This is a genomic window from Chloracidobacterium sp., from assembly GCA_016711345.1.
Taxonomy (GTDB): domain Bacteria; phylum Acidobacteriota; class Blastocatellia; order Pyrinomonadales; family Pyrinomonadaceae; genus OLB17.
In genome coordinates this window covers 2,445,974-2,470,418 of record JADJTD010000001.1, presented here as the reverse complement: position 1 = coordinate 2,470,418, position 24,445 = coordinate 2,445,974, and the positions used below count along the sequence as shown (strand labels likewise).

Below are 24,445 nucleotides of genomic sequence, written 5' to 3'. Positions count from 1 at the left end.
ATACACTCTCTCATGCTATTTCTTTATTTTAAAAACACTAAACACAAATAAATCACATGACACAAAAAATATCACACGATGCGAACACAGATACAACGGAATTTTCTTCAACAAACGAACCTATAACTAAAAAGACACGCGAGAGGCGGGGGAAATTTGAGCTTTGGCTTGGTGAGGCTTCGCCGGAGCTGACGTGGAACTGGGATTATCAGCGTTACATTTATAAGAAGCTTGCAGCGGTTACTTCGGGGAAATGTAAGCGGCTGATGGTCTTTATGCCGCCACGGCATGGCAAGACGGAGTTGATCACGGTGCGATATACGGCTTGGCGGCTGTTGCAGGACCAGCGGTTGAATGTAATTCTTGGAAGTTACAATCAAAAGCTCGCAGATAGATTTTCCAGGTGGGTAAAGCGGATAGTGCAAACGGCGGCTCAGCCGGATCGCAGTGCGGAAATGCTCAGCCTTTCCGAAGATGCCCACGAAAGTTCAGGAGGCTGCTCCTCCGATGAGGGCATAGCCCCAGATCAATTATCGGAGACGGACGGAAAGGCAGAGCCTTTCCGCTCGGCAAGCGGACAAAACCCAAAGGGCGGATTGCTTAACACTACAAGCGAGTGGGAAACGCCGGGCGGCGGTGTTGTGCGTGCGGTCGGTGTAGCGGCGGTATTGCGGGGTTTGGTGCGGGGCTTATTGTCATCGACGATCCGATAAAGAATCGTGCTAAGGCCGAGTCGGCGACTGATCGCGATCGCGTTTGGGATTGGTTCAATGACGACATCTACACGCGTATGGAACCAAACGCCGCGATCATCCTGATCCAAACGCGCTGGCACGAAGACGACCTCGCCGGCAGATTATTGAAAGAGATGAACGACGGCGGCGAGCAGTGGGAAGTGGTTTCTCTTCCAGCTCTTGCGGAGCCGGAAGAAAAGGATGAGGGCGGAGGGATGAAGGATGAAAAGCAAACTCCGGATTCATCCCTCAGCCTTCCTCCCTCATCCCTTGACGCTTTACGTCGTAAGCCCGGCGAAGCTCTCTGTCCGCAGTTGTTTCCGGTGAAGACGCTTTTGAAGTATCAGAAAAAATTAGGGACGTATTCTTTTTCGGCGCTTTATCAGCAGCGGCCTGCTCCGGCTGAGGGCTCTCAGTTTAAGCGTGAGTGGTTCAAGAATATTGTCGATGCGGCGCCGAATGGATTGAGTTGGAAACGCGGTTATGATCTGGCGATCTCGACAAAAACTTCGGCTGATTACACGGCGAGCTTTCGCTGTGCGTACGACAACAACGGCAATCTGTACATCGCTGACGGCTTTCGCTCGCGGATCGATTATCCGGAACAGCGGCGATATATTGTCGCGCGAATGAATGAGGAGCTCGACACCGAACACGGCATCGAGTCGGCCATGCACGGTAAGGCTGTAGTGCAGGAGCTTCGCACGGACTGGAATGTGCGGCAGTTTGCTTTTCGCGAGGTGAGCGTTGCTGGCGATAAATTAACACGCGCCTTGACGTGGTTGAATCTCGCCGAGGAAGGAAAACTTTTTCTCGTGCGCGGGCCGTGGATAGATGCGTTTATCGATGAGATCGTGCGGTTTCCGACGGGCAGGCACGACGATCAGATCGACGCAGTTTCAGTCGCGGTGCAGATGCTAGGGGAATTTAAAAAGCGTTACCTGTCGATGGGGTTTTAGTAAATAGTGAAATGCGGAATTAAAAGAACGCCCTTACTTCGTGCGGGCTTCTGCATGTCTGGCTTCCGCATCTGATTCGCGCATTAGTTTGGCGACGTGGAAGATGTAGTGGATTCCGGAGAACACGGCGAAGGCGGCGACGGTCGTGTAAACGGTTGGGAGGTAAAAGCCTTGAAGAGAGGGCCAGACGGCGGCTACTAATATTAGGATAACGCCGACAACCTGGACGAAGGTGCTTGCTTTGCCGAGCCACGACGGTTGAAAGCCTCGAAAGCCGGTCATTACATTTATCGCTCCGGCGACCGCGATGATCCCGATGTCGCGGCCGATGACGGTTGCCGTCACCCAAAAAGGAACAGGCAGATGACGGCCGTCGCCGAGCATACCGGGTATCGTGAGCATTATGAAAGCCGTCGTCATCAATAGCTTGTCGGCGATAGGATCGATGATCGTGCCCAGCTCGGATTCCTGTTTGAACCTTCGGGCAATAAATCCGTCAATTCCGTCGGAAACACCGGCGACCGTGAACACAACCAGAGCCCAGCCTTCTCGATGATAAACAAGTAAAATGGCAAAGACCGGTATCAACACCATGCGCAGAAAAGTCAGGATGTTTGGAAGAGTAAGGACCTTAGTTGAAACTTGTGATTCGCTCATTCGGCGCAGTGCAGCTCCAAAAGCGAGATTTCGGGAGGACACTGGTAACGCATTGGCACGACGACTGTGCCTATTCCACGCGTGATATAGATCTGCGAATTGCGCTTTGCATGCAGGCCGGCCTTTAGCTTTCGCTGAGGCAGGATGCGCTTTTCGGGATTGCGAACTTTTATCTGGCCGCCGTGCGTGTGGCCGCTGAGCGTGAGATCGATACCGGCTCGCGCGGCTTCGCGAAAGATGATCGGGTTGTGGGCGAGGAGCAGTTTCATTTCGTCTGGAAACGAACCGCGAAGCGACGCCGGAACATCCGTTTTGCCGACCATATAATCATCCACTCCGGCGAGCCAAAACGACGCTCCGCGAGTCTCGAACCGCAGGCCTTCATTTATCAAAACGTTAATTCCTTCACCGCGAAACATATGAGTAACGAGATCGGCGTCGGTCCAGTGATCGTGGTTACCGAGGCAAGCATAAATGCCGTGTTTCGCCTTCAATTTGCCAAGCTCAGCGGCGACCGGCGGGATATATTCGCGGTCGTGCGAGACGTAATCGCCGGTCAGCAGAAACATATCGGGCTTTAGGCGATTAGCGATCTTTACGGTGCGTTTTATGTGTTCGAGGCTCGTAAACGGGCTGTGATGCGTGTCGGAAAGATGGATGATCTTAAAGCCGTCGAGCTTTTTAGGCAAGCGTTCGAGATAGATATCGACGCGTTCGAGCGACAGGCTGTTCGCCTCGTCGAGCGCGACCTTTGCGGTCTTTGACCAGTTGCCTGCCAATTGGCGAATAGGCGCTTCGGAGCCGACGTAGGCGTTGATGCGTTGGGATAATTTTACGCGCTTGGCGGCAGTTTCGCTCATGTGTGATGCTCAAGTATAGCGATGTTACTGATGGATAACAAAAACCTTCTCAGCGGCTAATTCGCCAACACCTTGAGGAATTTTCGTTTTCCAACTTGAAATAAGACGCCGTCGGCGTCGATCGCGATGTCCGCATTCGCAGCCGAGGCCTTTTCACCGTTGACCTTTACGCCCCCTTGTTCGATAAGGCGGCGGGCTTCGCCTTTTGAAGCGGCGAGACCGGTTTCGGCAAGCAATTCGGCGAGTTTGTAGGTGCCGGCGGTGATCTTCTTTTCCTCGATCTCATCGGGAATTTCTTTCTGAACAAAGCGCCGCGTGAAATCATCTTCGGCGGCATCAGCGTCCGATGAAGAGTGGAAATCTTTGATGATGAGTTTCGCGAGACTGACTTTTATATTGCGCGGATTTTCTCCTGCTTCGATCTGAGATCTCAGATCTGAAATTTGAGATCTGGTTAAGTCTGTCAAAAGCTCGTAATATTTCCACATCAGCTCGTCCGAGATCGACATTATCTTGCCAAACATCTCGCTCGCCGGCTCGGTGATCCCGATGTAGTTGTGGAGCGATTTCGACATTTTGTTGACGCCGTCGAGACCCTCAAGAAGCGGCGTTGTGATGATGACTTGCGGCTCCTGGTCGAACTCACGTTGAAGATTGCGGCCCATCAGCAGATTGAATTTTTGGTCCGTACCGCCAAGCTCAACATCGGCTTCAAGTGCGACGGAATCGTAGCCCTGCACCAACGGATAGAGCAGTTCGTGGAGCGAGATCGGCTTTTCGTCGGCCATTCGCTTGGTGAAATCATCGCGTTCGAGAATTTGTTTGACCGTCGTTTTAGCACACAACCTAACAAAATCGGCGGCGGTGAATTTGTCCATCCATTCGCCGTTGAAACGCAGCTCGGTCTTCTCAGGATCGAGCAGTTTGAACATCTGTGTCTTATACGTTTCGGCGTTGGCGTCGATCTCTTCACGCGAAAGCGGCGGCCGTGTAACGTTCTTGCCAGAAGGGTCGCCGATCATGCCCGTAAAATCACCGATCAGAAAAATTACCGTGTGGCCGAGGTCCTGAAACGCCTTTAATTTACGAATGACGACCGTATGCCCAAGATGAATGTCTGGAGCGGTCGGGTCGAGGCCGAGCTTGACGCGCAGGAGCTTGCCGGTCTTGGCGGAACGTTCGAGTTTCTTCAGCAGATCTTCTTCGCGAATAAGGTCAACCGTGCCCTTTTTCAGGAATTCGAGTTGTTCGGCAATGGTCATAAGTGGTTAAATCGACTTTTCTATTACGATATTTTGCCTTAACGGGTATCTTTTAACAAACGAGTGATATATGGCTAACGATCTGAAAAATTTGCATTTGGCGTTTATCGGCTGCGGTGTGATGGGCGAATCGATGGCCGCCGGGCTGCTGCGAAAGAACCTTGTCGATCCGAAAAATGTCGTCGCGAGCCATCCGCGTGAATCGCGACGGAAGGAATTAGCGGAAAAATACGGAATCAAGGTTTTCGAGCACAATGCGGACGCCGCAAAGACTGTTGTCGGACAAGAAAATTCGGCTGTCGTCCTTTGTATAAAGCCGCAGCGACTCGGGCGTGTGTTGGTGGATCTCAACGGTGTTCTGCACCTCGATCAACTTGTCCTTTCGATTATTGCGGGTGCAACCATCGAGCATCTTGCCGACGAACTCGGCACGGCTAAGATCGTCCGTGCAATGCCGAATACGCCTTCGCAGATCGGCGCCGGCATCACTGCTTGGACATGCACCGAAGCTGTCGTCGAAGCGGAACGCGGCCACGTTCGTGAGATCTTGGCCGCACTCGGAAAGGAGCTTTTTGTCGAGACCGAAAATATGATCGACATGGCCACATCGCTTTCGGCGACCGGGCCGACTTATATCTTTATGGTCATGGAAGCGTTGACCGACGCCGGAGTGCACCTCGGATTTTCGCGCGATATGGCAAAAGAACTCGTCCAGGAAACGATGCTCGGCTCGGTAAAATTCGCCATGGAATCGCACAAACACCCCGCCGAACTCCGCAACATGGTCACCTCACCCGGCGGAACATCCGCCGAAGCCATCTACCAAATGGAAAAAGGATCGCTGAGGACAGTGCTTTCTAAGGCCGTTTATGCGGCGTATAAGCGGGCAGTTGAACTTGGCAAAAAATGATCTAGTTTATGGACTTTTCCAGCGTAAATTTCCATACCATTCGTTGCTGCGACTGGTCGTAAATATACTTGCCGTCGGTCACGCTCCAGTGACCGAGAAATTCCCAACGGCCTGGCTTTAGTTTGTTGAAAAGCGGCACGCTTATCTCAAGAGGAATGGCGTTAAGCAAAGCTCTGTTTTGTGCGTCGAGTTTTTGATCACCGCGACGTCCGTTTCCGGTGTAGAGGATGGAATCTTGCGTGTCGCCGTGAACATCAGGATAACAAGGATTTATACGGCCAAAATCGGTGAGCAGTGAGATGAGGCGACCGTTTAGTTGATAGATGCCATTGCGAATTTTGTGGATCGAGCTGACCTGATCCCACGAAAAAATATCGCCGATATTAGTCTCGTAAAGATTAACCACCCCGATCATCGTGGATTGATTTTATCAGTTATCGAATGATCCGACCTAAAACCTAATCTTACCTTACATAATAAGACTGAATAGGATCATCAGAGCCAATACCAAACTGCACCGCAGAGAAAGAATTGTTAGCACTGTTCATTCGATACCAAGTTCCGTTCGACGGGCGATAGACCGAAATATCTGTTTTGCCGTCGCCATCATAATCTGCCGATGTTGGAATATCTGTTGATAGGCCAAAAAGTTCGGCATAGATCGCGCCGTTAGAACGAAGGATGTACCACGCTCCGTTTAATGGACGCCAAACTGCGATGTCGGCTTTTTTATCGCCGTCGAAATCTCCCATAACGGCTTTGTCTGCCGGAGAGCCGAACTGAATTCCGAAGAACGAATTTGTCAGACTATTGATACGGTACCAAGTGCCGTTTGAGGGACGAAAAACGTTGATATCGGCTTTGCCGTCGCCGTCATAATCAGCGGGCATCGGCACATCGCCGTTCATTCCGAAAGTTACGGCCGCAAAAGCACCGGTGCGGCTTTGCATCTGATACCAGTAACCTGTTGAAGGCCGAAAGACCGCAATGTCGTCTTTGCCGTCACCATCATAATCTGCGGGCACGGTTACATCATTTTCTAACCCAAATACCGTGGCTTGAAATGTGTTCGTCGAGCTGTCGAGTCGAAACCAAGTCCCGTCACGAAACACAGCAAGGTCCGATCGCCCGTCGCCGTCGTAATCGGCAGCCACTGCTTTGTCACCGTTCTGGCCGAATTGAGCTCCTTTAAAACCGGCGCTGCTTTGATGGAGATACCAGATGCCTCCGGCGGGACGAAAGACAGCGATGTCCGCCTTCGCATCTCCGTCAAAATCGAATCTGCATCCCGCGACCGGCGAAAGACACGCATTATTGTTTCCGGTAAACGTAAAGACCTCATTCCGCGAATATGCACAAAATGAAAGCGGCGTAGATGTCGTGAGCTGCGGATTCATGAGTGAATTTGTACAGCTTTGTGCGGCGTCTGCATGATTTGCTCCGAGATTGTGGCCGATCTCATGGGCAGTGACCAGAAATTTTCCCGGTGCCCAATCGACACGTCCGCTGACGCCGTATGCAAAAGTGGGATTTCGGCAGATCACGCCTACATACGCCCATCCTTGTGAAAGAACGTTCGCTTTTCCGGAAAACAGATGCGCAGCATCTCGCCGATTTGTTGTGACCGGAAAATTTGTATTCCAATAGCTTTGAAAATTCTGCACCGTCGCCTGTGAATTTACTCCCGCAAAAGGATCGGGGGTCGACCAGGTGTGCTGGAAGATTACAGTGATCGCAAGGTCCAGTTCTTCGCTATAAACGCCCTCGGCCATGTTAAGAATGCTGAGTATCTCATTGTTCGCCTGTGTCGGCCCGCCAAGAGCGGTCACATATTCGAGATCGGCCTCGGTCGCTATCTCGATACGTTTTGCAATTAGAGAATTCTCGACCGTTCCGCGATCGATAAGCGACTTGCCATCCTCGATCTTTTCTTCAAGCGTCGCTCCGCACTGAAATGCCGAACGCGCGATCGCATCTTCCGCGCGGTAAACGACATATTCATTTGCTCGAGCAAATCGCGAATACTTGCTGGCCGACTCGATGAAATATCTCTCGCCGTGCGTTCTGTAGTAGCCTTCGATGTGTGAGCCGTCAATCGCGAGCCTGACATCCGAATCCGCGTCTCCTGCAACCTGTCCTTTAAATGTGGTGGATGGCGTTCGCTCAAGAAGAGTCTCACCGTTAGCATCTTTGTTCTGTGCTTTGTAAAAAGTGCTTCGCAGATCATGCGGCGCCACATTTAGATTCACCGAACGGCCTGCGGCTGTCAATGACAGCGACCGCGTTTCGCTGGACGCATTGAGGCGCACAACATCAAAGCTTCGCAGCGAATTCGCTATATCAGTACTCATCCGTCGATCCTGCGAGAACGCCGCGACGGTGAAAAAAAATAGAAGTAAAACTGAAAATATATTGCGGAGGATAAAACTGCTACCCATTATTAAAACCCTTAACGGAAAAACTAGTATTATTAAGATAATGTTGGGCCTTTTATACGGTCGGTATAGCCCATAGTGTTAATAAATGTTCAACGTTGTTATTTTTCCATAGTTTGCGAGCATTTTCAACCTTTATTTACGGGCCTTCTTTATAATGCTGTTCAATGTTGCCGGGATAATATGGAAAAAGATGCCAAAGGGTATGCGGCGATGGCTGACGCGTCGTTTTCAAGCCACCTTTACAGTCTCGGCCGCTGGCATAATTATCAATGATAAAGGTGAGGTTTTGCTGCTTGACCACGTTTTGCGCCCGGTTTCCGGCTGGGGCTTGCCCGGCGGTTTTATGGATACCGGTGAACAGCCCGAAGCAGCCCTTCAGCGGGAGCTACGCGAAGAAACGGGTATCGAATTGACCGGCGTAAATCTTGCGCAGGTTCGCACCTTGCACCGGCATATCGAGATCATTTTTACCGCCAGAGGCATTGGTGAACCGGATGTAAAAAGCCGTGAGATCACCGATTTTGGGTGGTTCGACATCGATAATATGCCTGCGGAAATGAGTCAGGATCAGCAATCCTTGATCTTAAAAGCCCTGCGGTCCGATGATTTAAAAAAAGAAAGCGGCTGATTGGAAAGCTCACTTTATGAACGGTATAATCGTCAGATTAGTAAAGGAGAATTAATATGGTTAATCTGATCCCGCCGCCCGAAAAAGTAATGGAGATCCTTGCTGAAACGGGCGCATATCGAAAAGGACATTTCGTTTACCCGAACGGCAGACACGCTTCGCATTATTTCCAGATGCCGCTTGCTTTTAGGTATCACGACAATGCACGCATCCTGTCCGTAGGCCTGAGCCGCATGTTCAGAATGGAAAAGTCTATAGCAAAACGCCTGCCCGATGTTTCCATTATCAGCCCGAGTCCGGGCGGCATCATGGTTGCTTTCGGTGTCCGCGAGGCCCTGAGCGCAAAACAGATCTATTGGGCAGAAATGGAAGAAGGCACGAGACAGTTTCGACAGTATGTAAACAAGGGCGACATATTTCCCGCGATCATCGTTGATGACATCAATCGTTCCGGTAAAGCGATCACCGAAACGATGAATCTTGCCAGAGAGCATGGCGCAGAGGTCATCGGCATCGGCACGATAGCCGCATTTGAGGACGCTCCGCAGGAATTCGACGGCGTTCCAGCAAAGTCACTTCTCAAATTCGACGTAAATTTCTACGGAGACGAAGGTGAATGGAAAGCAACGCACGCCGATTCGGACGCGGTCGGTGAGAATGTTCGTTTCTAGATAGCGTGTCTGTTGGCGAGAGCTCGATCCATTGTTACTTCATCGACGAATTCCAGATCGGATCCGACAGGCATTCCCATCGCGATTCGAGTAACCATCACACCTAAAGGTTTCAATAGACGGGCGAGGTAATTAGCAGTTGCCTCGCCTTCTGTTGTTGGGTTGGTCGCGATAATTATTTCCTTTATTTCGATACCGTCATTGTTCTCAGGGTTGAGCCGCGGCAGCAAATTGACGATCATCAATTCGTCCGGGCCGATACCGCGCATCGGTGAAAGCGTGCCGTGCAAGATGTGATAAAGCCCGCGAAATGAGCGCGTCTTTTCGACAGCGACGAGATTGTACGGTTCCTCTACAACACAAATTATCGAGCGGTCGCGTTTTGGGCTTGAACAATAGAGGCAGGGGTTAACGTCAGTTAAATTGTTGCAAACGGAGCAAAAAACGATCTTTTCTTTCACCTCGCGAAGCGCATTGGCAAAGTTCTCGACTTCAGCCAGCGGACGCCGAAGTATATAAAAAGCAAGCCGCTGAGCTGACTTCTGGCCAACTCCGGGCAAACGTTTGAATTCGTCGATGAGTTTAGCGACTGGTTCCGAGTAATCAAGCATTTCAGAAATTATTTAACGCAAAGCCACTAAGGTGCAAAGACGCAAAGAAAAACAAAAACGACATACAAAGTTACTTTACGTCTTTGCGATCTTGCGTCTTTGCGTTAAAAAAATTACATCAAACCAGGAGGGAGCATTCCGCCGAGCTTGCCTTTGAGCGTTTCCTCGACTTTGCGGCGAGCCTCATTTAATGCCGCGACCGTCAAATCCTGTATCATTTCAACGTCGCCATCTTTAACAAGATCGGGCGAGATCGTCAGGCTGACAACCTCAAAATCGCCGCGCATTTTCACCGTCACGGCACCGCCGCCAGCAGCCGCATCAACGGTCATTTCCTTCATCTCACGGCCCATCTGCTCCTGCATCTGCTGAGCCTGCTTCATCATCGAATCTAAGTCTAATCCACCGGGTAATTTCATAGGCCTCAGTATAGCACGCACAAACCGCCGCTGCTATACATCGGACTATCCGCAAATGAGTGAACACGCTCGCAAAGAATGTGCTATTATTCCTCAAAAAAACTTATGAAAAATGTAATCTTTGCTGTCACATTCACCTTTCTATTTGTTATGTCTACAAGCGCTCAAGCAGTTCGCCAGGATGTAGTTGACGACGGCTACACTTGGTTTGAAGCTCCGGTTGCTCAGGTGCTGACCGGCAACAATATTCCGACAAGCCAGGGCTGGATGCTCAAAAGCTACGTCCGCGTCTTTGGTGAATACCCGCAAGGCAGCAAGATCAAATTCGTTGTCGCTAAAGGCGGCCGCACGGCCGGCACTACGTTGTGCGATACCGTTCAATATCACAAGACTTCGAGCGACATAGACTACAGTTTTATGTGGACCAACGACTGCTGGCAAAAGGCATCGGCGACAAAGGAGACCGGAATGTTTGAAGTAGCTGTGTTTACGGTCAACGGCTCGACTGGAGCGGAAAGACTTGCTCGCACATACAAGATCGACGTGCATGCGATCAATCGTGTTCCTTCAGGACAGCAACCCGGAACCGAACCGCCGGTCTATATGATCAACCGGCACAACGAGGCCGCAGTCAGCTTTATGTATCTTCGCCCAACGAACTACATTCCTTATTTCGACTACGCGCAGCGGCCGGAACGCTCCGGTCAAAATCAGGTCGAACTTCATTTCAGCGTCAGTCCTCCGACCGACGTTATGAACCCTTTGCCCGCTACAACATTTAGCTGCACAGTGGATGGAAAGCCGCTTACGCTGCCAGGGCCGGTCGATTATGCGACCGAAGCAAACATGAAATATGTGCGGAATGATTTCGCCGTTTACCAAGACCGGCTTTCTCCAAAATTTAAGGCGGGCCTTCCGTACGAAGAGAAAATGCAATTCTATGTTGTCCGCATGCTCGTACCGTTATCCTGGGGCGGCGACCAGCGTTCGGGGCGTCTCCTGATGGAAAACTACCCGGGTAATTGGGTGTGCAAAATAGAAAAAGCGGGACAAGTTTGGCGAACGTGGCGTTGGGTAATAGGCCGCGACGGACGCCCCGCCTTGCACCCTGAACAACGTGGCAATATCAATCTTGGTTTTAATTCCTATTTGATCGACATGGAAATACCGTCAAACGGCGCACCGATGGACGCTCGTCTAGCCGGACCGTCAACTTCGTTATTCTACGGCCAGCCGTGGACATCCACGGAAGGCAAAGCAATGGCCGCTCGCTTGCCCAAGAAATCGAACGTGTGGCCCAGGCCTTCCACGGCTAAGTAATTCTTGTCGGAGGAGATCTATCAGAGTTAGTATTTCTCACAGTCGCGTTTAGGTCTTTTTTCGTGCTAAAATGTGTCGTTTTCTAGATTCCCGCCAACAAGAGCAAGGCTGAAAAAAATATATGAGACATTGCCCGATATGTGACGCATGTTACGACGATGAGACCATAAAATTTTGTACGAAAGACGGTACGACTCTCGTCGAGAGCAGTCAGCCAAATTTTGTTATTCTCCCTAGCGAAAATCCGGAACCGCCTGCGGACTTTGGCGATGAAACTGTCATTCGCCGCAAATCGACGTCCGGTTCTATCGGATCCGAACCTGATCGCATCATTGTTCCAACGGCTGATCCCAGTGAGCCGCGTATTAGGCAGCGACAGGTTTATTATCCACCGCCGGAACCGCCGAATACGGCCAAGGTCGTTGCTCTTACTATTGTCGGAACGCTAGTTATTTTGAGTTTCGGAGCGGGGTTGTTCTGGCTCTTTCAGAAAGAACCAATGGCGATCAATGTAAACACGAACCCGATAAACCTAAATGCGAATCTAAACTCCAATCTCGGGTTTAACTCAAACTTTAATTTCAACCACAACACCAACGCGAACACAACCGCTAATTACAGTTCGAACTTTAATTTTAATTTCAACTTCAACGCGAGTTCAAAAACGCCGACAAATACACCGACGCCAAAGCAAAGCCCAACGCTTTCGCCGACACCGCTCATTGCAAGCCCAAGCCCGACACCAAAGCCGGCAAACGTCATCAAACCTGCGGTCTCGCCGTCCCCGCGCCCGCCGACTATGACGTCAAACCGTCCGGCTGGCAATCGTAATTGATCCTGAAACGAAATTGCCACTAGCTAAACCTAGTGGCAATTTATCTAAAGAATAAAATATCGACGATATCAGGAAAGCGATAGCGCAAGCTCAACCGCGCGACGAGCATCTATTACGCCCCATCCTTGGCGGTCGACTTCGTGATGCGGCAGGCGTTCAGCGGTTGAGATAAGGATCTTTTTGACCTCTGACGGCGATAGGTCTGGGTTGGCTTCGATCATCTGAGCAGCAACGGACGACACGATCGGAGCAGCAAACGAAGTTCCGTCAACATATTTGTAATGCTCATTGATCACGTTTTCCTGCCGCATCTTTAAAGCAATGATGTGTCTGATATTGTGAACCAGCAATCCGGTTGCAGCATCAAGCTCCGGGTCGACGCCGGGATTTTCTTTAATTATTTTGTGAAGTTCATCGTCTTTGCTCTTATCGAGTTTTTCAAGCAGAGCTGCCTGTTTCGCAGTCGGCGTATGCGGAAGTATCGGAGCTGGAACCCAGATCGAGGAAGCGATAACTTCCGGCTTTTGCAGGCCGTCAACAGTCGGGCCATATGACGAACGGTACATACCGCGTTTCGCACGATTGATCGAATTATTATCGTCGAGGCCGCCTACCGCGATGCACGACGGAGCGCTCGCCGGCGGAAATACCGGATGATTTGGCAGATGACCGGCGTTGCCTACGGCACATATAACAGTGATGCCGACGGCAGAACATTCCTCAACAATTTGGGACAGCGGATCATGCAAATAACTCTGCTCATCATCACCTCCCGCTGAAATATTGACGATCTTAATGTTGTATTCCTCGCGGTGTTCGAGAACCCATTCCAAACCGTTCTGAATGTCCTGTTCCGAAATGCGTCCGGTACGCGCGAGCTTTACGAGCACGACATCGGCTTTCGGTGCGATGCCGCGATAGAACCCATTAGACAACGAACCGTTTCCCGCCGCGACGACCGACGTCATCATTCCGTGCCAACTCGCAACGTCCGCCTCAAAGAGCGACGACAGATCGCGGTCTGCGTCTGGCATATTGCGATAGGCTAAAATTCGGTTTTCGGGCGTGGTCAGATCGACGTGCGGATAAAATCCGGAATCGAGAAATGCTATCGTGACGCCTTCGCCGGTAAAGCGATCATCAGCATCGAGCCTTAGCGGGGTCGACAGAACATGCGAGCCGTCCTTCTGCATCGCGGCGTCTTTTATGATGTGATCCTTAGCACGTTCAAAAAGCCTTGCGCATCGTCCGCAAACCTCCGTGCAATCGTTCTTACCCGGAGCATTGGCACGGATCAACTTTTGCAGATCTTCTGCCAACGAATCAAGCGGCACATATTCGCTGCGGTTAGATCGCGAACAGACCGAACAAACATACTCGCCCGCTGCCATATCGGCAACGGTCGGCGTTCTAGGTAATGAAAGAGTTTCGACGGGTGTCATTGTTGGCTTTCAAGTTTTCCATAAACAACAGTTAAAATCAATGTTTACAATTTGCAACCCTAACGCGAAGCGTGCATCATATTTTTTGTTAATCCTTCTCTCGCACATCGGCGGCGATGTGCCCACGACCGGCGTAAAGTTTTTTTGGCGTGTTTTGGATGGTTCGGGGGTTGGTTGGAATTTGGCTTTAGAACTGCTCACGCACGCAAGATACTCAGACGCGATCTTTCCCGGAACAGAACCGATCTCCGAAAAAAAGATTTCCGATCACGTCTGTGACTTGTAGTACTTCCCGACAGGGAAAGATAAATAATATAATATGTCAATGAAACTTTATGTAGGTAACCTCTCTTTTCAGACTTCGAGTCATGATCTTGAGGAAATGTTTTCGAGCATAGGCGCTGTCGAATCAGCATCTGTGGTCGAGGATCGCGAGACAGGACGTTCACGCGGTTTTGGATTTGTCGAAATGGCAAATCAGGAAGACGGCGAAAGAGCGATTGCCGAACTCAACGGCACCGAACAAGGCGGCCGCGAGATCAAGGTCAACGAAGCCAAGCCCCGCGAAGATCGTGGTGGACGTGGCGGCGGTGGTGGATACGGCGGCGGCGGCGGACGCTCGGACCGCTGGTAGTTTTTTAAGATAAATTTGAAAAGAGGCTGTCTGAAAAGGCAGCCTTTTTATTTTGAGGAATTTGGTTTTCCCGGCTTAGGTTTTGGTGCGTCGGTATTTTGAAAGTTTTTGACAGCGGATGTCCCAACATTCATAGCGCCGCCCGTACTTTTGATATTAAATTCGACCTCACTTGCTTTTTTTCCATCAAGAAAAAGATCAACGCGATATTTGCCGGGCGTCCATTTCCCTTCCGGCCTTCCCGAGAAATTGACGCGATTTTGGCCATCCTTAGTCGTATAGCTGGCGGTGACGACCTTCGTTTCAGATTTCACGCCGGTTACATTAACAGCGACAAAGTTCATCTTCACTATTGTGCGTGAGCCTGATTCGAGCAGCACAACACAATATATAGGCACATCCGTCGTCCGAAACTCGGTCACCTGCTCACCGGCCTTCCCGTTGCCGTCGTCTTTGGCAAGATAGACCTCTTCAATGCCTCCGCTGGGCTTTACGTTATCGGCCTGTGCAAAAGACAAGCTACTAAACAACAACAAAAATATAGTTAGAAAACATGCTTGCACCGTCAGACCTCGCTCTTCTTAATGGATCATCTTTGACTTTGAACCGCGAACCGGCCAATTAGTTGCATTTAGCGGTAAATATTTTGCATTGTATAATCACACCGAATCGATGCGAGTTACATTTTCAAGACTTTTCTTTATTTTGCTTGCCGCAGGAATTGTTCCGCTGTCGATCTCGTGGACTTTCCCTACGTTGCGTTATGCAGTTCTGGGTTACGATTTGCTCCTTATTCTTGCGGCAATTGCCGATATATTTATCAGCAGAAACCTGCCTGAGGAATTTACAGTCACGCGAGAATTCGACAAACGCTTTGCCATCGGCGACCCGACTACTGTCGGTATCAAGATTCAAAATGCTTCGGAGCAGTCCTTTCAAATAAAGGTCAAGGACGAGTACCCGTCTGAAATGAATCTCAACGATCCGCGCGAAGCGGAATTTACTGTTGATGCTCAGACGACGGCGGAATTTTCTTACTCATTAACACCGACGCGACGCGGGCAGTATGAATTCGGCCGCACGGCGATGCGTTATCTTTCGCGGTTGGGACTTGTGTGGTGTCAGGCCGAAGTTGGCGAGCCACAACATGTGAAGGTTTATCCAAATATGCGCCGCGCACGCGAAATGGAATTGAAGGCGCTAGGTGCTCGTTCCTTTCTCGCCATCCAGCGAAAAGCGATCCGTCGAGGCGAAGGACGCGAATTCGAATCGATGCGCGATTACGTTCGCGGCGACGAGCTTCGGCATATTTCGTGGACAGCAACAGCTCGGCGATCTAAGCTGACAACACGGCAATACCAGATCGAACGCGACCAAACTGTGATCATCGCGCTCGATGCCGGGCGTTTGATGACCGGACGCATTGGCAACGAAACAAAATTCGACACTGCGATACATGCGTCGTTAGCATTGATGTCTGCCTGTGTTCGTGCCGGAGATAATTGCGGCCTCGTCGTCTTTGGTCGCCGAGTCATAAAATATCTACCGCCAAAACGAGGTGTCGAACACATAGACGCAGTGCTCGAAGCCCTGCATGACCTCGAACCCGAACTTATCGAGCCGTCTTACGCCCGAGGTTTTCAATTTATCTCGTCCAATCTAAAGAAGCGTTCATTCGTAGTGATCCTAACTGATCTTGTAGATAAAGACAGCTCTAAGGAACTAATAAATTCGCTCAAACTGCTTCGACCTCGACACTTGCCGCTCGTTGTCACCATAGGCGACCGCGACCTGAACGCCGCCGTCAGTAGTGCTCCTCAGAACGTAAAAGAAGTCTTCACACAGTCTGCCGCTGAAGAAATAATCCACCAACGCGAATCCGCGCTAAAATTGGTTGAATCGCTAGGCGGCCTTGCACTTGATGTAACCACTCAATCACTTGCTCCGAGACTTCTGGAAACATATCTTCGGGTTAAAGAACGAGGTCTGCTTTAACTGAATCCAACCGCGACGAATATGCCAAATGACAGCCTGATCCTCATCATTTACACAACAAAATATCGCTTGGGCGGCAGGCAGTTCCCAGTAGTCGCCGAGACGCTCGCGGCTGAAAAACGAGAGACGGGATTTGGCGGCGAGATCATTACACGATCGGTTGAGAGCAAACGCGATGTTTTGAAGGTCATTAACGAGATCAAGCAAGACGGAAAGAAGATCTCCGAATTTCATTTTGTCGGCCATTCGGGAATGTACGGGCCGATGTTTGGAACGGTTGCGTTTCCTGAACAGTTTTCGCCATATGAATGGGAACAGATGGAGATACCCTTTGCGGACGGAGCATCTGCATATTTTCATTGCTGCCGTTCGGCACGTTGGTTCGCTCCGTTCTTTGCAAGGACGTTTGATGTAAAGACCTACGGCTTCTTTTGGTACACGACGTTTTCACGGAGCAAAACCACATACAAATATGTCGGCGACAGCACCGACGGCCCACTTTATACAATCGGATGCAAAGGGCGTAAATCGCACGGCTTTGCCGCATCGGCACAGAAATTTTTGGGTCTTATGCCAGCCGAGAAAATGAAAGCCTTTGAGCCGCAGCCACCGACAGGTGATACATCTTACGATCATGTTGCGGAACTTTACGATGCAGCGTTCGAGGATATTCGCGTCCGCAAAGACGAGTGGCGATGGCTCAACGAACATCTTCCGGTAGGTAAGCTGCGAGTTCTCGACATCGGTTGCGGAAACGGAGCACTTTTGAATGCATTGAGCGAACGACTGGAATCCGGTTGCGGAGTCGATGAATCTGCACGCATCATCGAACGAGCGAAGATAAAAAATACTCAAATCACAAATTTAGAATTTGAAAAGATCAGCGGGCCTGTACTGCCGTTTCCAGATGTTGAATTTGATGTCGTGATCTCGCTTATGTCGTTTAGATATCTCGATTGGGATCCGCTGCTGCAAGAGATAAAACGCGTGACAAAACCCGGCGGCAAGTTCCTGATTATTGATATGGTTACTGTTCCCGTGGCACTAAGCGAATATCCGCGACTGTTGAAAGATAAACTGCGTACGATGCGTGACCAAAAATCGAATGCGAAATTCAACAATGCTCTGTACAAGCTGGTCTCGCATCCGGATTGGAAAAAGATGCTCGAATACAATCCAATACGCTCCGAGCACGAGATGAAATGGTATCTCGAAAGCCGTTTTCCCGGACAAAAGATGGAAACGCTTAATATGGCCTGGAATTCGCGGATCGTTGCGTTCGATTCCGGTGCGGTTGAAAAAGGAGTCGAGGTTAAACTCTCATATCCCTAAATGAAACGTCTCGGAATCATAGATTGGGGCATCGGCGGCATCAGCATCGTTAAGCTGATAAAGAAACAGCTTGGCGATGTGCCTGTAATATATTTTTCAGACACCGGCGTAACACCTTACGGCAAAATGTCGCGAACAGAACTCGTCTCGCGCCTTAACGTCGTCATAACATTCCTTAAATCGCAAGGCGTCTCACACCTCATTATCGGCTGCAATGCCGCGAGTACAGTAATTGCCAATTTGGACAATCACGGTATAGAAATAGAGGGCGTTATAGAACACGCCATTGCCGAAACGGTCAAACTGAAACCAAAAAGGCTCGGATTGATCGGTGGGCGGCGAACGGTCTGTTCAGCTATTTACAGAAAGGCTTTTGCTCACCATAAAATCACGGTCAATCAGCGCATCGCACAGCCGCTGTCCGGCCTTATAGAAAGTGGCGATGTGTCCTCCGGAATTCTTAGAGCAGAATGTAACAGGATATTGAAACCTCTGGGAAATTGCTCACATATACTTCTCGCTTGTACGCATTATCCGGCGATCATTCCGGTGATGAAGGATTTTGTTGGAGGCGACGTGGTTTTTATCGATCCGGTGCCTGCATTGGCAAATGTGGTGCGAAAGTGGAATGTTCAACTCCGCGGTGATGATAAATATTTAACAACGGGTGATCCTAAAACGATGAAAAATGCAGCCGCTGCGGCTTTTGGTTGGCATATTGAGAATACTGAAAAGATCAAACTTTGACCCTGTCTGCTGACCAGTGTACATTGAAGCTATGCCAACCAAGGCACCCGCCACTTTTTTCGGAAAGGCTGGTGCAGTAACAAGCGGTGATCTCCAGCCAACTGAAGACGTACTATGTCCGCTCTGTAAAATTTCGCCACAACCTTTTGCTGTCGATTATCAGGGATTTACTTTGTGCCGATGCCCTCAGTGCACTTTGGAATTCGTGACGCCAAGGCTGAGTTTTGACGAGCTTGCTGACAAGGTCTATTCCGACAATTACTTTCCAAAGCGTGATGGTTCAAACAAGGCTTCACCCGAGACCTCCCATTACATTTGCCGCCAGCTTGCGGATTTTGAAAGACTACTCGGCGACCGGAAAAAGGTACTCGATGTCGGCTGCGGCAACGGTGCATTTCTCGATTTTGCCCGTGAGGCAGGATGGAGCATCGCAGGTGCGGACATAAAGTTGTCGCCCGATGCTAACGAGCTTAAGTGCCCTCTATGGGAAGGCCGGCTGCAGGATATTGATTTCTGCGACGAGCGTTTTGATCTGATCCGTCTAAATCATGTACTCGAGCATACTCAGGACCCGCTACAGGAATTAAGAATCTGTAAGGCGCTGCTTGAACCCAAAGGAATTCTATACCTCAGCGTTCCCAATATAAACGGGATCAGCCCTCGGCTAAAAAGTTTGCAGAGCCGTTTGCGGCTTAAATCAAATCGTTGGCGCCATTATGCGGCAATGCATCATCTTTTTTTCTTTTCACCTGAGACCCTTTGTGCAATTGTCGAGCGTGCCGGGTTTCGTGTGCTGGATTGGAATACGCCGGTGCCGAAAAAGAATGGTCAAAGCGTTCTCGTCGAAACGATCTATCGCAATCTTATGGAACGCACACACTCGTCGAGCATTTTGGACCTCTATTGCACGCCTGACGATACATTAATTCATTGAGCCATCGGTTCTTCAGATTCTCGCCCTGCCACAAATAGATACGCATACATTGCGATACCTGTACCGACGCCCGTTGCTATCTTGATCGCCGGCGATAGATCGGACGGTGAAAGAAACCCTTCGATGGTTCCCGCAATAACGAGGAAACAGGCACAGCCTATGACGATCTGTGCGGCTTCGATCCCCTTTTTCTTTAATGCCTGAGCACGGGTCAAATCGCCGGGGTTTATGATCGCGTAACCGATCATCATTCCCGCACCGCCGCAAAAGAAGATCGTAGAAAGCTCGATCACACCGTGGCCAACCACAAAATACGCCAGCGAGTTGCCGAACGGCGGATTCAACTTATAACATGCGGCAAAAACGCTGCCCAAACGGGCTCCTTCAACTGCCAGATCATAGAACGCCCCTACACCCAAAAACGCTCCCAGAGCAAACACTCGAATCGTCACCAGAATATTGTTTGAGAGGATCGCACTCGCTCCAACCTGATTTGCATCATTGAGTTTAAGCCACCATTGATTGTTGGAATTGATCTGTTCCGTGATCCCGGACAGCATCACAAAATGCGTAAAATCGGTGTTGATCCAAGTCGCAATAAACCCAAAGACGGCAAAGCCTCCAAAAACAGCGAATGCGATCGCCATATAACGGACATTTCGGCGAAAGGTCCGTGGAAAATCTTGTGCAAAGAATTTGCCGATCAATCCGACGCCCTGGCTTTCAGCTCGATAGATCTTGCCGTGAGCACGGATCACAAGGCTGTTGAGATAATTTATCAGCTTTGGATCGCGTGTCTCGGCTCGAGCTATCGCGAGATCGGCCGCCGCGCGTCGGTAAAGTTCACCAAACTCCCGAACCTCCATTCTCGACAGGCCGCGAAGCGAGCTGCCGCTAAGCATTGCAAGCAAGTCTTCCAGCCGCTGCCAGTTGTCCTTTTTTTCTTCGAGAAAACGGTTCACGTCAATTTTGGATTTTAGAGTTTGCTATTGAGATGCACAAGCCCTGCTGCGAGTAAGAGGCGAGCACATTCAACTTTGAATGTTCCGCCAGCTACTGTCCCACTGTCCCACCGTTTTTTTTCCGTTCCAAGCGTTCCACATCGTTCCACATTCGTGTGGAACGATGTAAATGTTGTAACGAATAAGGTTATTGTCGGTTTTTGGTAGTGTCTTAAGACACTACCCGGTTTTTGGCTGCGTTCCGCACTTTTTTGAAAAAAACTTTTTCGTTCAAAATATGGCGATCTGTAACCAGCTTGGACGCCTTAAACTATGTAAACATTATGTTTATGGTTTGACTTAGCGATATTCCTTTAATTTTTCAGAATCGCCGTTTGTCTGACAAAGTATTACAAAATGCGCGGTTTGTGGCACAGATTGTTACAGCTTTCCGTTGCCGTTCGACTGGTTTTCAAAGATCAAAGATCATCGACTTTACAACGATCCCGACTCAACCTAGCGCATTTCGATCCAAATTGGAAGACCAACTTTCTCGATATGGCGTGGTTTTCTCGATTTGACGCAACTTTCCGATCAAAAAAAGAAGAATTAGCCACAAATGACACGAATAACACAAATGAAGCGGCCTTCTTATTCGTGTTTTTCGTGCTCTTTGTGGCTAAAACTGTTCTTAATATCGAAACGCCGTCATTGTCGGCTTGTCGCCGTTGGGGCACAGGCGATTATCGCTTCGGCAATCTTCAAGTTGGCCAAACCTACACGATCAGAGTCGAATGGAAATCGTCCCGCTTCACCCCGATCACCGTCAGCGTCGTAAACCAATCCGCAAAACGTCGATATGATCGCTGAATAATAAGCCGCTCCGGCGGTAATTATAGTTGAAAGGGCGGGAGCATATGTTCCCGCTCTTTTTTTTGCTTTACTTGATGCAGTTTTGGTAGAGTTCTGTTATCGAACCAATTCGTTTTTTCTTGTACAACTAAGGAGGCTGGCTATGTCGCGCATAAACTCTTTTCCGGGTCTTCGATTTTTTCGTACTTTCTCCATCACTGCGGTTATTGCTTGTTTTGCTATTGCCGCTTTTGCGCAATCCGCGCTCGATGGTTTTGACCCGAATGCTAACGGAGCAGTTCGCTCGATCGTTGTCCAAGCCGACGGAAAGATCCTGCTCGGCGGTGTTTTTACAACGCTTTCTCCTAACGGCGGAACGCCGGTCGTGCGAAACCACATAGCGCGGCTAAATCCTGACGGGACGCTGGACGCGGCCTTTGACCCAAACGTTAACGGAAGCATTGTCGCGATAGCTGTCCAATCGAACGGCCAGATACTTATCGGCGGATTGTTTACAACTGTCTCACCAAATGGCTCGGCAGCCGTCACGCGTAACAACATCGCACGATTAAACTCTGACGGAACATTGGACGCGAATTTTGACCCAAATGCTAATGGCAACATCTTTTCGCTCGCTGTCCAGACTGATGGCAAGGTACTGGCCGGAGGTTTATTTACAACCATCGGAGGGCAGACGCGCATTTTTTTTGCGCGTCTCGACGGAACGACGGGCGAGGCTGATTCATTTGACCCAAACTCCAACGCTCCGGTCTCTGCAATTACGTTGCAGCCGAGCGGTAAGATTTTGGTGGGCGGCTCGTTTACAAACATCGGCGGACAAGTGCGCAATCGCATCGCCAGATTAGATCCTGCGAGTGGACTGGCAGATTCGTTCGATCCAGATGCGGGTCAGGCGGTATTGTCCATAGCGGTGCAGGCGGACGGAAAGGTTTTGGCTGGCGGGCAATTCCTGACAATGGGCGGACAACAGCGTTATCGCATCGCCCGCCTCGAACCGGTGAACGGAGCAGTCGACGCTTTCAACCCCATCGCTGACAATATTGTAAATTCAGTGGTAGTGCAGGCTGACGGTAACGTATTGTTAGGCGGTTTTTTTACGACCATCGGCCCGTCGGACAGGCCTGCGGCACCAAGCGGACCAATAGGCCAGCCGCGCAATTATATCGCTCGTATTGATGCGATCACGGGGTTACCCGATTCTTTTAAACCAACCGCAAATCAGGCTGTTTTTTCGCTCGCTGTACAGCCGGACGGTAAGATCCTTGCCGGAGGACTTTTCACCACGCTGGCGCCAAATATGGGAACCCCGGTGCCTCGCAACCGCATCGCGCGTATCGAAACTTATGCTTCGCAGAGCGGCAACATCAGTGGAATAATTACTTATGGTAATGCCGATGTCTCGCCCCGCTTTGTTTCTAATGTGTTCTTGAGCGGTGCGGGTTCGGTTCCGGTTTCGGCGTTTTCGAGTTTTCCAGACGGTACTTATGGGTTGAGCGGATTTGGTTCGGGGTCTTATACCGTCACGCCGACAAAAAAAGGCGATGTGAATGGCATTACTTCTTTTGATGCTGCAAGAGTCGCGCAACATACGGCGGGTGTTAACGCTTTGACAGGCAATCAGTTGATAGTTGCCGATGTCAGCGGGAACGGGACGATCTCATCTTTTGATGCTGGTCAGATCGCGCGTTATACATCCGGGCTTCAGGGATTTGGGTCTACGGGGAGTTGGAGATTTACACCTGCGAGTAGAAACTATGCTTCTGTCGCCGGTAATATAACAGACGAGGATTTTACAGCTTTGTTAATGGGCGAGGTTTCGGGAAACTGGACTAATACCGGAGCGAAGCCCATTGCTAATAAGCGGTAGCCTGTTGTCTGCAGACAGGAGACAGTAGATTGAAAAAGTGTGGTTGAGAATTGAGGCACGGTGTTTTTTGAAGCGGACCACTGCCCAAAAAGCCAAAAATCCCGATCTGTTAAAGTGGCTTTTTGGGATTCAAATATGGCTTTTTGGGGGTCAAAAGTGGCTTTTTCACTTTCTCAAATGGCTCTCATAAAACACTAAGATCATCAACAAAACAGCCGATTTACACCGAAAACATCCAAAATGTGGCACGTGCCACATTTAAAAACATGCCGCCAGGACACATATTTTAAAAAATCAATTTCGAAAATTTTGGGAGTGAATTTTTTCCCTGATTTCGATTCCAAAAAATGCTGGTCTCAGACACCGCGTTTTTTCCGCGAGAAGTCTATTTATTGACCCGCAGGACGCAGCTCATCGGTACTAAATTCGCCGGTTTTTGCGGGGTCGGCACTTACTGCGAGCAGATTTGTTGTTCGCTCCGTCACTGACGCGGGTGGGATGTCTGGTTCGAATTGACTTGACCTGTCTGGAAAGGACAATGTGGGATTCGAAAGAGCGGTCGGTTCCTTCTCATTTGGAGACCGTTTTAGTGAGCGGTTGAGCCGGTTCCAACCGAAGCTAACAAATACGCTCGTAAGAAACGAAAGAACCAAGCCGATTATCAATAAAGCTCCGATTCCCTTTCCGAAAACTACCCCGCCTAACTGCATTGCCAATAGTGCCGAGCCTAGGAAAGCAATTGATGCGGTGGACGTGATAAAGGTCGTGACTACTGACGTGTGTCCGGCCCGGATCTCGGAGTACATTCGCAGGATCTCGAGTTCGTTCGATTCGACAGTCATTTTTGTTCCGCAGCGTCGGCAAAATCGCGAATCGTCGGTTGATTCTGTTCCGCAAGCCGAACATATTTTGTCAACCGCTCGAACGGCGGCCAACGCGGAAATCGCTTCTGCTTCGCGGGTTAGGACCTCTTTTTCGCCTTTTGTAAGCGACGGGTGTTTCACGACATAGTCGAATGTTGCCCGCGTTGCATGTTCGCCTTGCTCCTTGAGCTTCACGATCAATGTCATCGGGTAGTCGAGTACATCTGCCGAAGAATATGACGTGCCCCAACCGCGTGCCTGACGGCGGCCGCGGACAATATGATCTTCGTCGTCGAGGATGTCATAATCCAACCGCTCAAGTGCAGCGATCAGCCTGACTCTGACGCTTTTGATATCTCCGACCAGCACCTTTCGAAGGTAGTGTTCGGTTGTGTGATAAGGACTAGCTCCGGAGTCGCCTAGAACGATCAGATCAGACATATCATTACCCCTCCCAATAACAACATTCGCGAACATTAATACGAATCCGGATGAATCGAAGTTCTTAACCCT

At 50.0% G+C, this 24,445-nt stretch carries 26 protein-coding genes; 15 read left to right on the top strand and 11 right to left on the bottom strand.

Annotated features, from left to right (window positions below; genetic code table 11):
- The first annotated feature begins 56 nt into the window (after positions 1–56).
- Positions 57–713 carry a hypothetical protein gene (locus IPL32_10205; GenBank protein ID MBK8466190.1) on the top strand — a complete coding sequence of 219 codons (657 nt, stop codon included), beginning with the start codon at positions 57–59 and terminating at the stop codon, positions 711–713.
- Entirely contained in the window at positions 617–1,693 is a 1,077-nt protein-coding gene (terL, locus tag IPL32_10200) for a phage terminase large subunit (GenBank protein ID MBK8466189.1), read from the top strand. Before IPL32_10205 ends, terL begins: the two co-directional genes overlap by 97 nt.
- 33 nt (positions 1,694–1,726) lie before the next feature.
- Here the strand turns inward: terL and IPL32_10195 are convergent, their stop codons facing one another.
- Genes IPL32_10195 through IPL32_10185 form a run of 3 tightly spaced genes read right to left on the bottom strand, consistent with a single transcriptional unit; the run spans position 1,727 to position 4,472 of the window.
- On the bottom strand, positions 1,727–2,350 hold the full coding sequence (locus tag IPL32_10195; protein MBK8466188.1) for a CDP-alcohol phosphatidyltransferase family protein: 624 nt from the start codon (positions 2,348–2,350) through the stop codon (positions 1,727–1,729).
- Entirely contained in the window at positions 2,347–3,210 is an 864-nt protein-coding gene (locus IPL32_10190) for a metallophosphoesterase (GenBank protein ID MBK8466187.1), read from the bottom strand. The genes IPL32_10195 and IPL32_10190 overlap by 4 nt, the downstream gene beginning before the upstream one ends.
- Positions 3,211–3,266: 56 nt before the next feature.
- Positions 3,267–4,472 (bottom strand): tyrosine--tRNA ligase, encoded by a 1,206-nt coding sequence (locus tag IPL32_10185; protein ID MBK8466186.1) that lies wholly within the window; start codon positions 4,470–4,472, stop codon positions 3,267–3,269.
- Positions 4,473–4,542: 70 nt separating this feature from the next.
- Here IPL32_10185 and IPL32_10180 point away from each other — a divergent pair, with 70 nt between their 5' ends.
- Positions 4,543–5,382 carry a pyrroline-5-carboxylate reductase gene (locus IPL32_10180; GenBank protein ID MBK8466185.1) on the top strand — a complete coding sequence of 280 codons (840 nt, stop codon included), beginning with the start codon at positions 4,543–4,545 and terminating at the stop codon, positions 5,380–5,382.
- A 1-nt stretch (position 5,383) separates the two neighbouring features.
- Here IPL32_10180 and IPL32_10175 read toward each other — a convergent pair whose 3' ends face one another.
- Positions 5,384–5,797, bottom strand: a complete 414-nt coding sequence (locus IPL32_10175) for a hypothetical protein (GenBank protein ID MBK8466184.1) — start codon at positions 5,795–5,797, stop codon at positions 5,384–5,386.
- Positions 5,798–5,846: 49 nt separating this feature from the next.
- Positions 5,847–7,733 carry a VCBS repeat-containing protein gene (locus IPL32_10170; GenBank protein MBK8466183.1) on the bottom strand — a complete coding sequence of 629 codons (1,887 nt, stop codon included), beginning with the start codon at positions 7,731–7,733 and terminating at the stop codon, positions 5,847–5,849.
- 241 nt (positions 7,734–7,974) lie between these two features.
- Here IPL32_10170 and IPL32_10165 point away from each other — a divergent pair, with 241 nt between their 5' ends.
- Together IPL32_10165 and IPL32_10160 are read left to right on the top strand one after the other, a co-directional pair.
- Positions 7,975–8,448 carry an NUDIX hydrolase gene (locus tag IPL32_10165; protein MBK8466182.1) on the top strand — a complete coding sequence of 158 codons (474 nt, stop codon included), beginning with the start codon at positions 7,975–7,977 and terminating at the stop codon, positions 8,446–8,448.
- A gap of 56 nt (positions 8,449–8,504) precedes the next feature.
- A complete protein-coding gene (locus IPL32_10160) occupies positions 8,505–9,119 on the top strand; it encodes a phosphoribosyltransferase (GenBank protein MBK8466181.1) in 615 nt (204 codons plus the stop codon).
- On the opposite strand, the gene recR is transcribed toward IPL32_10160, so the two are convergent.
- Both recR and IPL32_10150 read right to left on the bottom strand, forming a co-directional pair.
- Positions 9,116–9,730, bottom strand: coding sequence for a recombination protein RecR (gene recR / locus IPL32_10155; protein MBK8466180.1), 615 nt, complete (start codon positions 9,728–9,730; stop codon positions 9,116–9,118). The two genes, IPL32_10160 and recR, sit on opposite strands and share 4 nt — an antisense overlap.
- 113 nt (positions 9,731–9,843) lie before the next feature.
- On the bottom strand, positions 9,844–10,149 hold the full coding sequence (locus IPL32_10150; protein ID MBK8466179.1) for a YbaB/EbfC family nucleoid-associated protein: 306 nt from the start codon (positions 10,147–10,149) through the stop codon (positions 9,844–9,846).
- 105 nt (positions 10,150–10,254) lie between these two features.
- On the opposite strand from IPL32_10150, the gene IPL32_10145 reads away from it, so the two are divergent.
- Both IPL32_10145 and IPL32_10140 read left to right on the top strand, forming a co-directional pair.
- Positions 10,255–11,469, top strand: coding sequence for a hypothetical protein (locus tag IPL32_10145; protein MBK8466178.1), 1,215 nt, complete (start codon positions 10,255–10,257; stop codon positions 11,467–11,469).
- Positions 11,470–11,590: 121 nt separating this feature from the next.
- On the top strand, positions 11,591–12,304 hold the full coding sequence (locus IPL32_10140) for a hypothetical protein (GenBank protein MBK8466177.1): 714 nt from the start codon (positions 11,591–11,593) through the stop codon (positions 12,302–12,304).
- 68 nt (positions 12,305–12,372) lie between these two features.
- Here IPL32_10140 and IPL32_10135 read toward each other — a convergent pair whose 3' ends face one another.
- Positions 12,373–13,497: a S8 family serine peptidase gene (locus tag IPL32_10135; protein MBK8466176.1), complete on the bottom strand. Its 1,125-nt coding sequence runs from the start codon at positions 13,495–13,497 to the stop codon at positions 12,373–12,375.
- Positions 13,498–13,831: 334 nt separating this feature from the next.
- Here IPL32_10135 and IPL32_10130 point away from each other — a divergent pair, with 334 nt between their 5' ends.
- Both IPL32_10130 and IPL32_10125 read left to right on the top strand, forming a co-directional pair.
- On the top strand, positions 13,832–14,032 hold the full coding sequence (locus tag IPL32_10130) for a hypothetical protein (GenBank protein MBK8466175.1): 201 nt from the start codon (positions 13,832–13,834) through the stop codon (positions 14,030–14,032).
- Between the two features lie 33 nt (positions 14,033–14,065).
- Positions 14,066–14,380, top strand: a complete 315-nt coding sequence (locus IPL32_10125) for an RNA-binding protein (GenBank protein ID MBK8466174.1) — start codon at positions 14,066–14,068, stop codon at positions 14,378–14,380.
- A gap of 47 nt (positions 14,381–14,427) precedes the next feature.
- Here the strand turns inward: IPL32_10125 and IPL32_10120 are convergent, their stop codons facing one another.
- Positions 14,428–14,898 carry a hypothetical protein gene (locus IPL32_10120; protein MBK8466173.1) on the bottom strand — a complete coding sequence of 157 codons (471 nt, stop codon included), beginning with the start codon at positions 14,896–14,898 and terminating at the stop codon, positions 14,428–14,430.
- Between the two features lie 154 nt (positions 14,899–15,052).
- Here IPL32_10120 and IPL32_10115 point away from each other — a divergent pair, with 154 nt between their 5' ends.
- The 4 genes from IPL32_10115 to IPL32_10100 are packed head-to-tail and all read left to right on the top strand — an operon-like array spanning position 15,053 to position 19,388.
- Entirely contained in the window at positions 15,053–16,375 is a 1,323-nt protein-coding gene (locus tag IPL32_10115) for a DUF58 domain-containing protein (GenBank protein ID MBK8466172.1), read from the top strand.
- Between the two features lie 21 nt (positions 16,376–16,396).
- On the top strand, positions 16,397–17,707 hold the full coding sequence (locus IPL32_10110) for a class I SAM-dependent methyltransferase (GenBank protein ID MBK8466171.1): 1,311 nt from the start codon (positions 16,397–16,399) through the stop codon (positions 17,705–17,707).
- A complete protein-coding gene (locus tag IPL32_10105; protein ID MBK8466170.1) occupies positions 17,708–18,454 on the top strand; it encodes an aspartate/glutamate racemase family protein in 747 nt (248 codons plus the stop codon).
- Between the two features lie 31 nt (positions 18,455–18,485).
- Positions 18,486–19,388: a class I SAM-dependent methyltransferase gene (locus IPL32_10100; protein ID MBK8466169.1), complete on the top strand. Its 903-nt coding sequence runs from the start codon at positions 18,486–18,488 to the stop codon at positions 19,386–19,388.
- Here the strand turns inward: IPL32_10100 and IPL32_10095 are convergent.
- Positions 19,382–20,350, bottom strand: a complete 969-nt coding sequence (locus tag IPL32_10095) for a stage II sporulation protein M (protein ID MBK8466168.1) — start codon at positions 20,348–20,350, stop codon at positions 19,382–19,384. The genes IPL32_10100 and IPL32_10095 overlap by 7 nt on opposite strands.
- Positions 20,351–20,887: 537 nt before the next feature.
- On the opposite strand from IPL32_10095, the gene IPL32_10090 reads away from it, so the two are divergent.
- Entirely contained in the window at positions 20,888–21,199 is a 312-nt protein-coding gene (locus IPL32_10090; protein ID MBK8466167.1) for a hypothetical protein, read from the top strand.
- Positions 21,200–21,344: 145 nt separating this feature from the next.
- Positions 21,345–23,069, top strand: a complete 1,725-nt coding sequence (locus IPL32_10085; GenBank protein ID MBK8466166.1) for a hypothetical protein — start codon at positions 21,345–21,347, stop codon at positions 23,067–23,069.
- 389 nt (positions 23,070–23,458) lie between these two features.
- Here the strand turns inward: IPL32_10085 and IPL32_10080 are convergent, their stop codons facing one another.
- Entirely contained in the window at positions 23,459–24,373 is a 915-nt protein-coding gene (locus IPL32_10080; GenBank protein MBK8466165.1) for a hypothetical protein, read from the bottom strand.
- Between the last annotated feature and the right edge of the window lie 72 nt (positions 24,374–24,445).

Excerpts from the sequence above, each read along its gene's own strand:
- IPL32_10205 (MBK8466190.1), top strand. The coding sequence starts at position 57 with ATGACACAAAAAATATCACACGATGCGAACACAGATACAACGGAATTT.
- IPL32_10195 (MBK8466188.1), bottom strand. The coding sequence starts at position 2,350 with ATGAGCGAATCACAAGTTTCAACTAAGGTCCTTACTCTTCCAAACATC.
- IPL32_10190 (MBK8466187.1), bottom strand. The coding sequence starts at position 3,210 with ATGAGCGAAACTGCCGCCAAGCGCGTAAAATTATCCCAACGCATCAAC.
- IPL32_10185 (MBK8466186.1), bottom strand. The coding sequence starts at position 4,472 with ATGACCATTGCCGAACAACTCGAATTCCTGAAAAAGGGCACGGTTGAC.
- IPL32_10180 (MBK8466185.1), top strand. The coding sequence starts at position 4,543 with ATGGCTAACGATCTGAAAAATTTGCATTTGGCGTTTATCGGCTGCGGT.
- IPL32_10175 (MBK8466184.1), bottom strand. The coding sequence starts at position 5,797 with ATGATCGGGGTGGTTAATCTTTACGAGACTAATATCGGCGATATTTTT.
- IPL32_10170 (MBK8466183.1), bottom strand. The coding sequence starts at position 7,733 with ATGAGTACTGATATAGCGAATTCGCTGCGAAGCTTTGATGTTGTGCGC.
- IPL32_10165 (MBK8466182.1), top strand. The coding sequence starts at position 7,975 with ATGCTGTTCAATGTTGCCGGGATAATATGGAAAAAGATGCCAAAGGGT.
- IPL32_10160 (MBK8466181.1), top strand. The coding sequence starts at position 8,505 with ATGGTTAATCTGATCCCGCCGCCCGAAAAAGTAATGGAGATCCTTGCT.
- recR (MBK8466180.1), bottom strand. The coding sequence starts at position 9,730 with ATGCTTGATTACTCGGAACCAGTCGCTAAACTCATCGACGAATTCAAA.
- IPL32_10150 (MBK8466179.1), bottom strand. The coding sequence starts at position 10,149 with ATGAAATTACCCGGTGGATTAGACTTAGATTCGATGATGAAGCAGGCT.
- IPL32_10145 (MBK8466178.1), top strand. The coding sequence starts at position 10,255 with ATGAAAAATGTAATCTTTGCTGTCACATTCACCTTTCTATTTGTTATG.
- IPL32_10140 (MBK8466177.1), top strand. The coding sequence starts at position 11,591 with ATGAGACATTGCCCGATATGTGACGCATGTTACGACGATGAGACCATA.
- IPL32_10135 (MBK8466176.1), bottom strand. The coding sequence starts at position 13,497 with ATGCAGAAGGACGGCTCGCATGTTCTGTCGACCCCGCTAAGGCTCGAT.
- IPL32_10125 (MBK8466174.1), top strand. The coding sequence starts at position 14,066 with ATGTCAATGAAACTTTATGTAGGTAACCTCTCTTTTCAGACTTCGAGT.
- IPL32_10115 (MBK8466172.1), top strand. The coding sequence starts at position 15,053 with ATGCGAGTTACATTTTCAAGACTTTTCTTTATTTTGCTTGCCGCAGGA.
- IPL32_10110 (MBK8466171.1), top strand. The coding sequence starts at position 16,397 with ATGCCAAATGACAGCCTGATCCTCATCATTTACACAACAAAATATCGC.
- IPL32_10105 (MBK8466170.1), top strand. The coding sequence starts at position 17,708 with ATGAAACGTCTCGGAATCATAGATTGGGGCATCGGCGGCATCAGCATC.
- IPL32_10100 (MBK8466169.1), top strand. The coding sequence starts at position 18,486 with ATGCCAACCAAGGCACCCGCCACTTTTTTCGGAAAGGCTGGTGCAGTA.
- IPL32_10090 (MBK8466167.1), top strand. The coding sequence starts at position 20,888 with ATGGCGTGGTTTTCTCGATTTGACGCAACTTTCCGATCAAAAAAAGAA.
- IPL32_10085 (MBK8466166.1), top strand. The coding sequence starts at position 21,345 with ATGTCGCGCATAAACTCTTTTCCGGGTCTTCGATTTTTTCGTACTTTC.
- IPL32_10080 (MBK8466165.1), bottom strand. The coding sequence starts at position 24,373 with ATGTCTGATCTGATCGTTCTAGGCGACTCCGGAGCTAGTCCTTATCAC.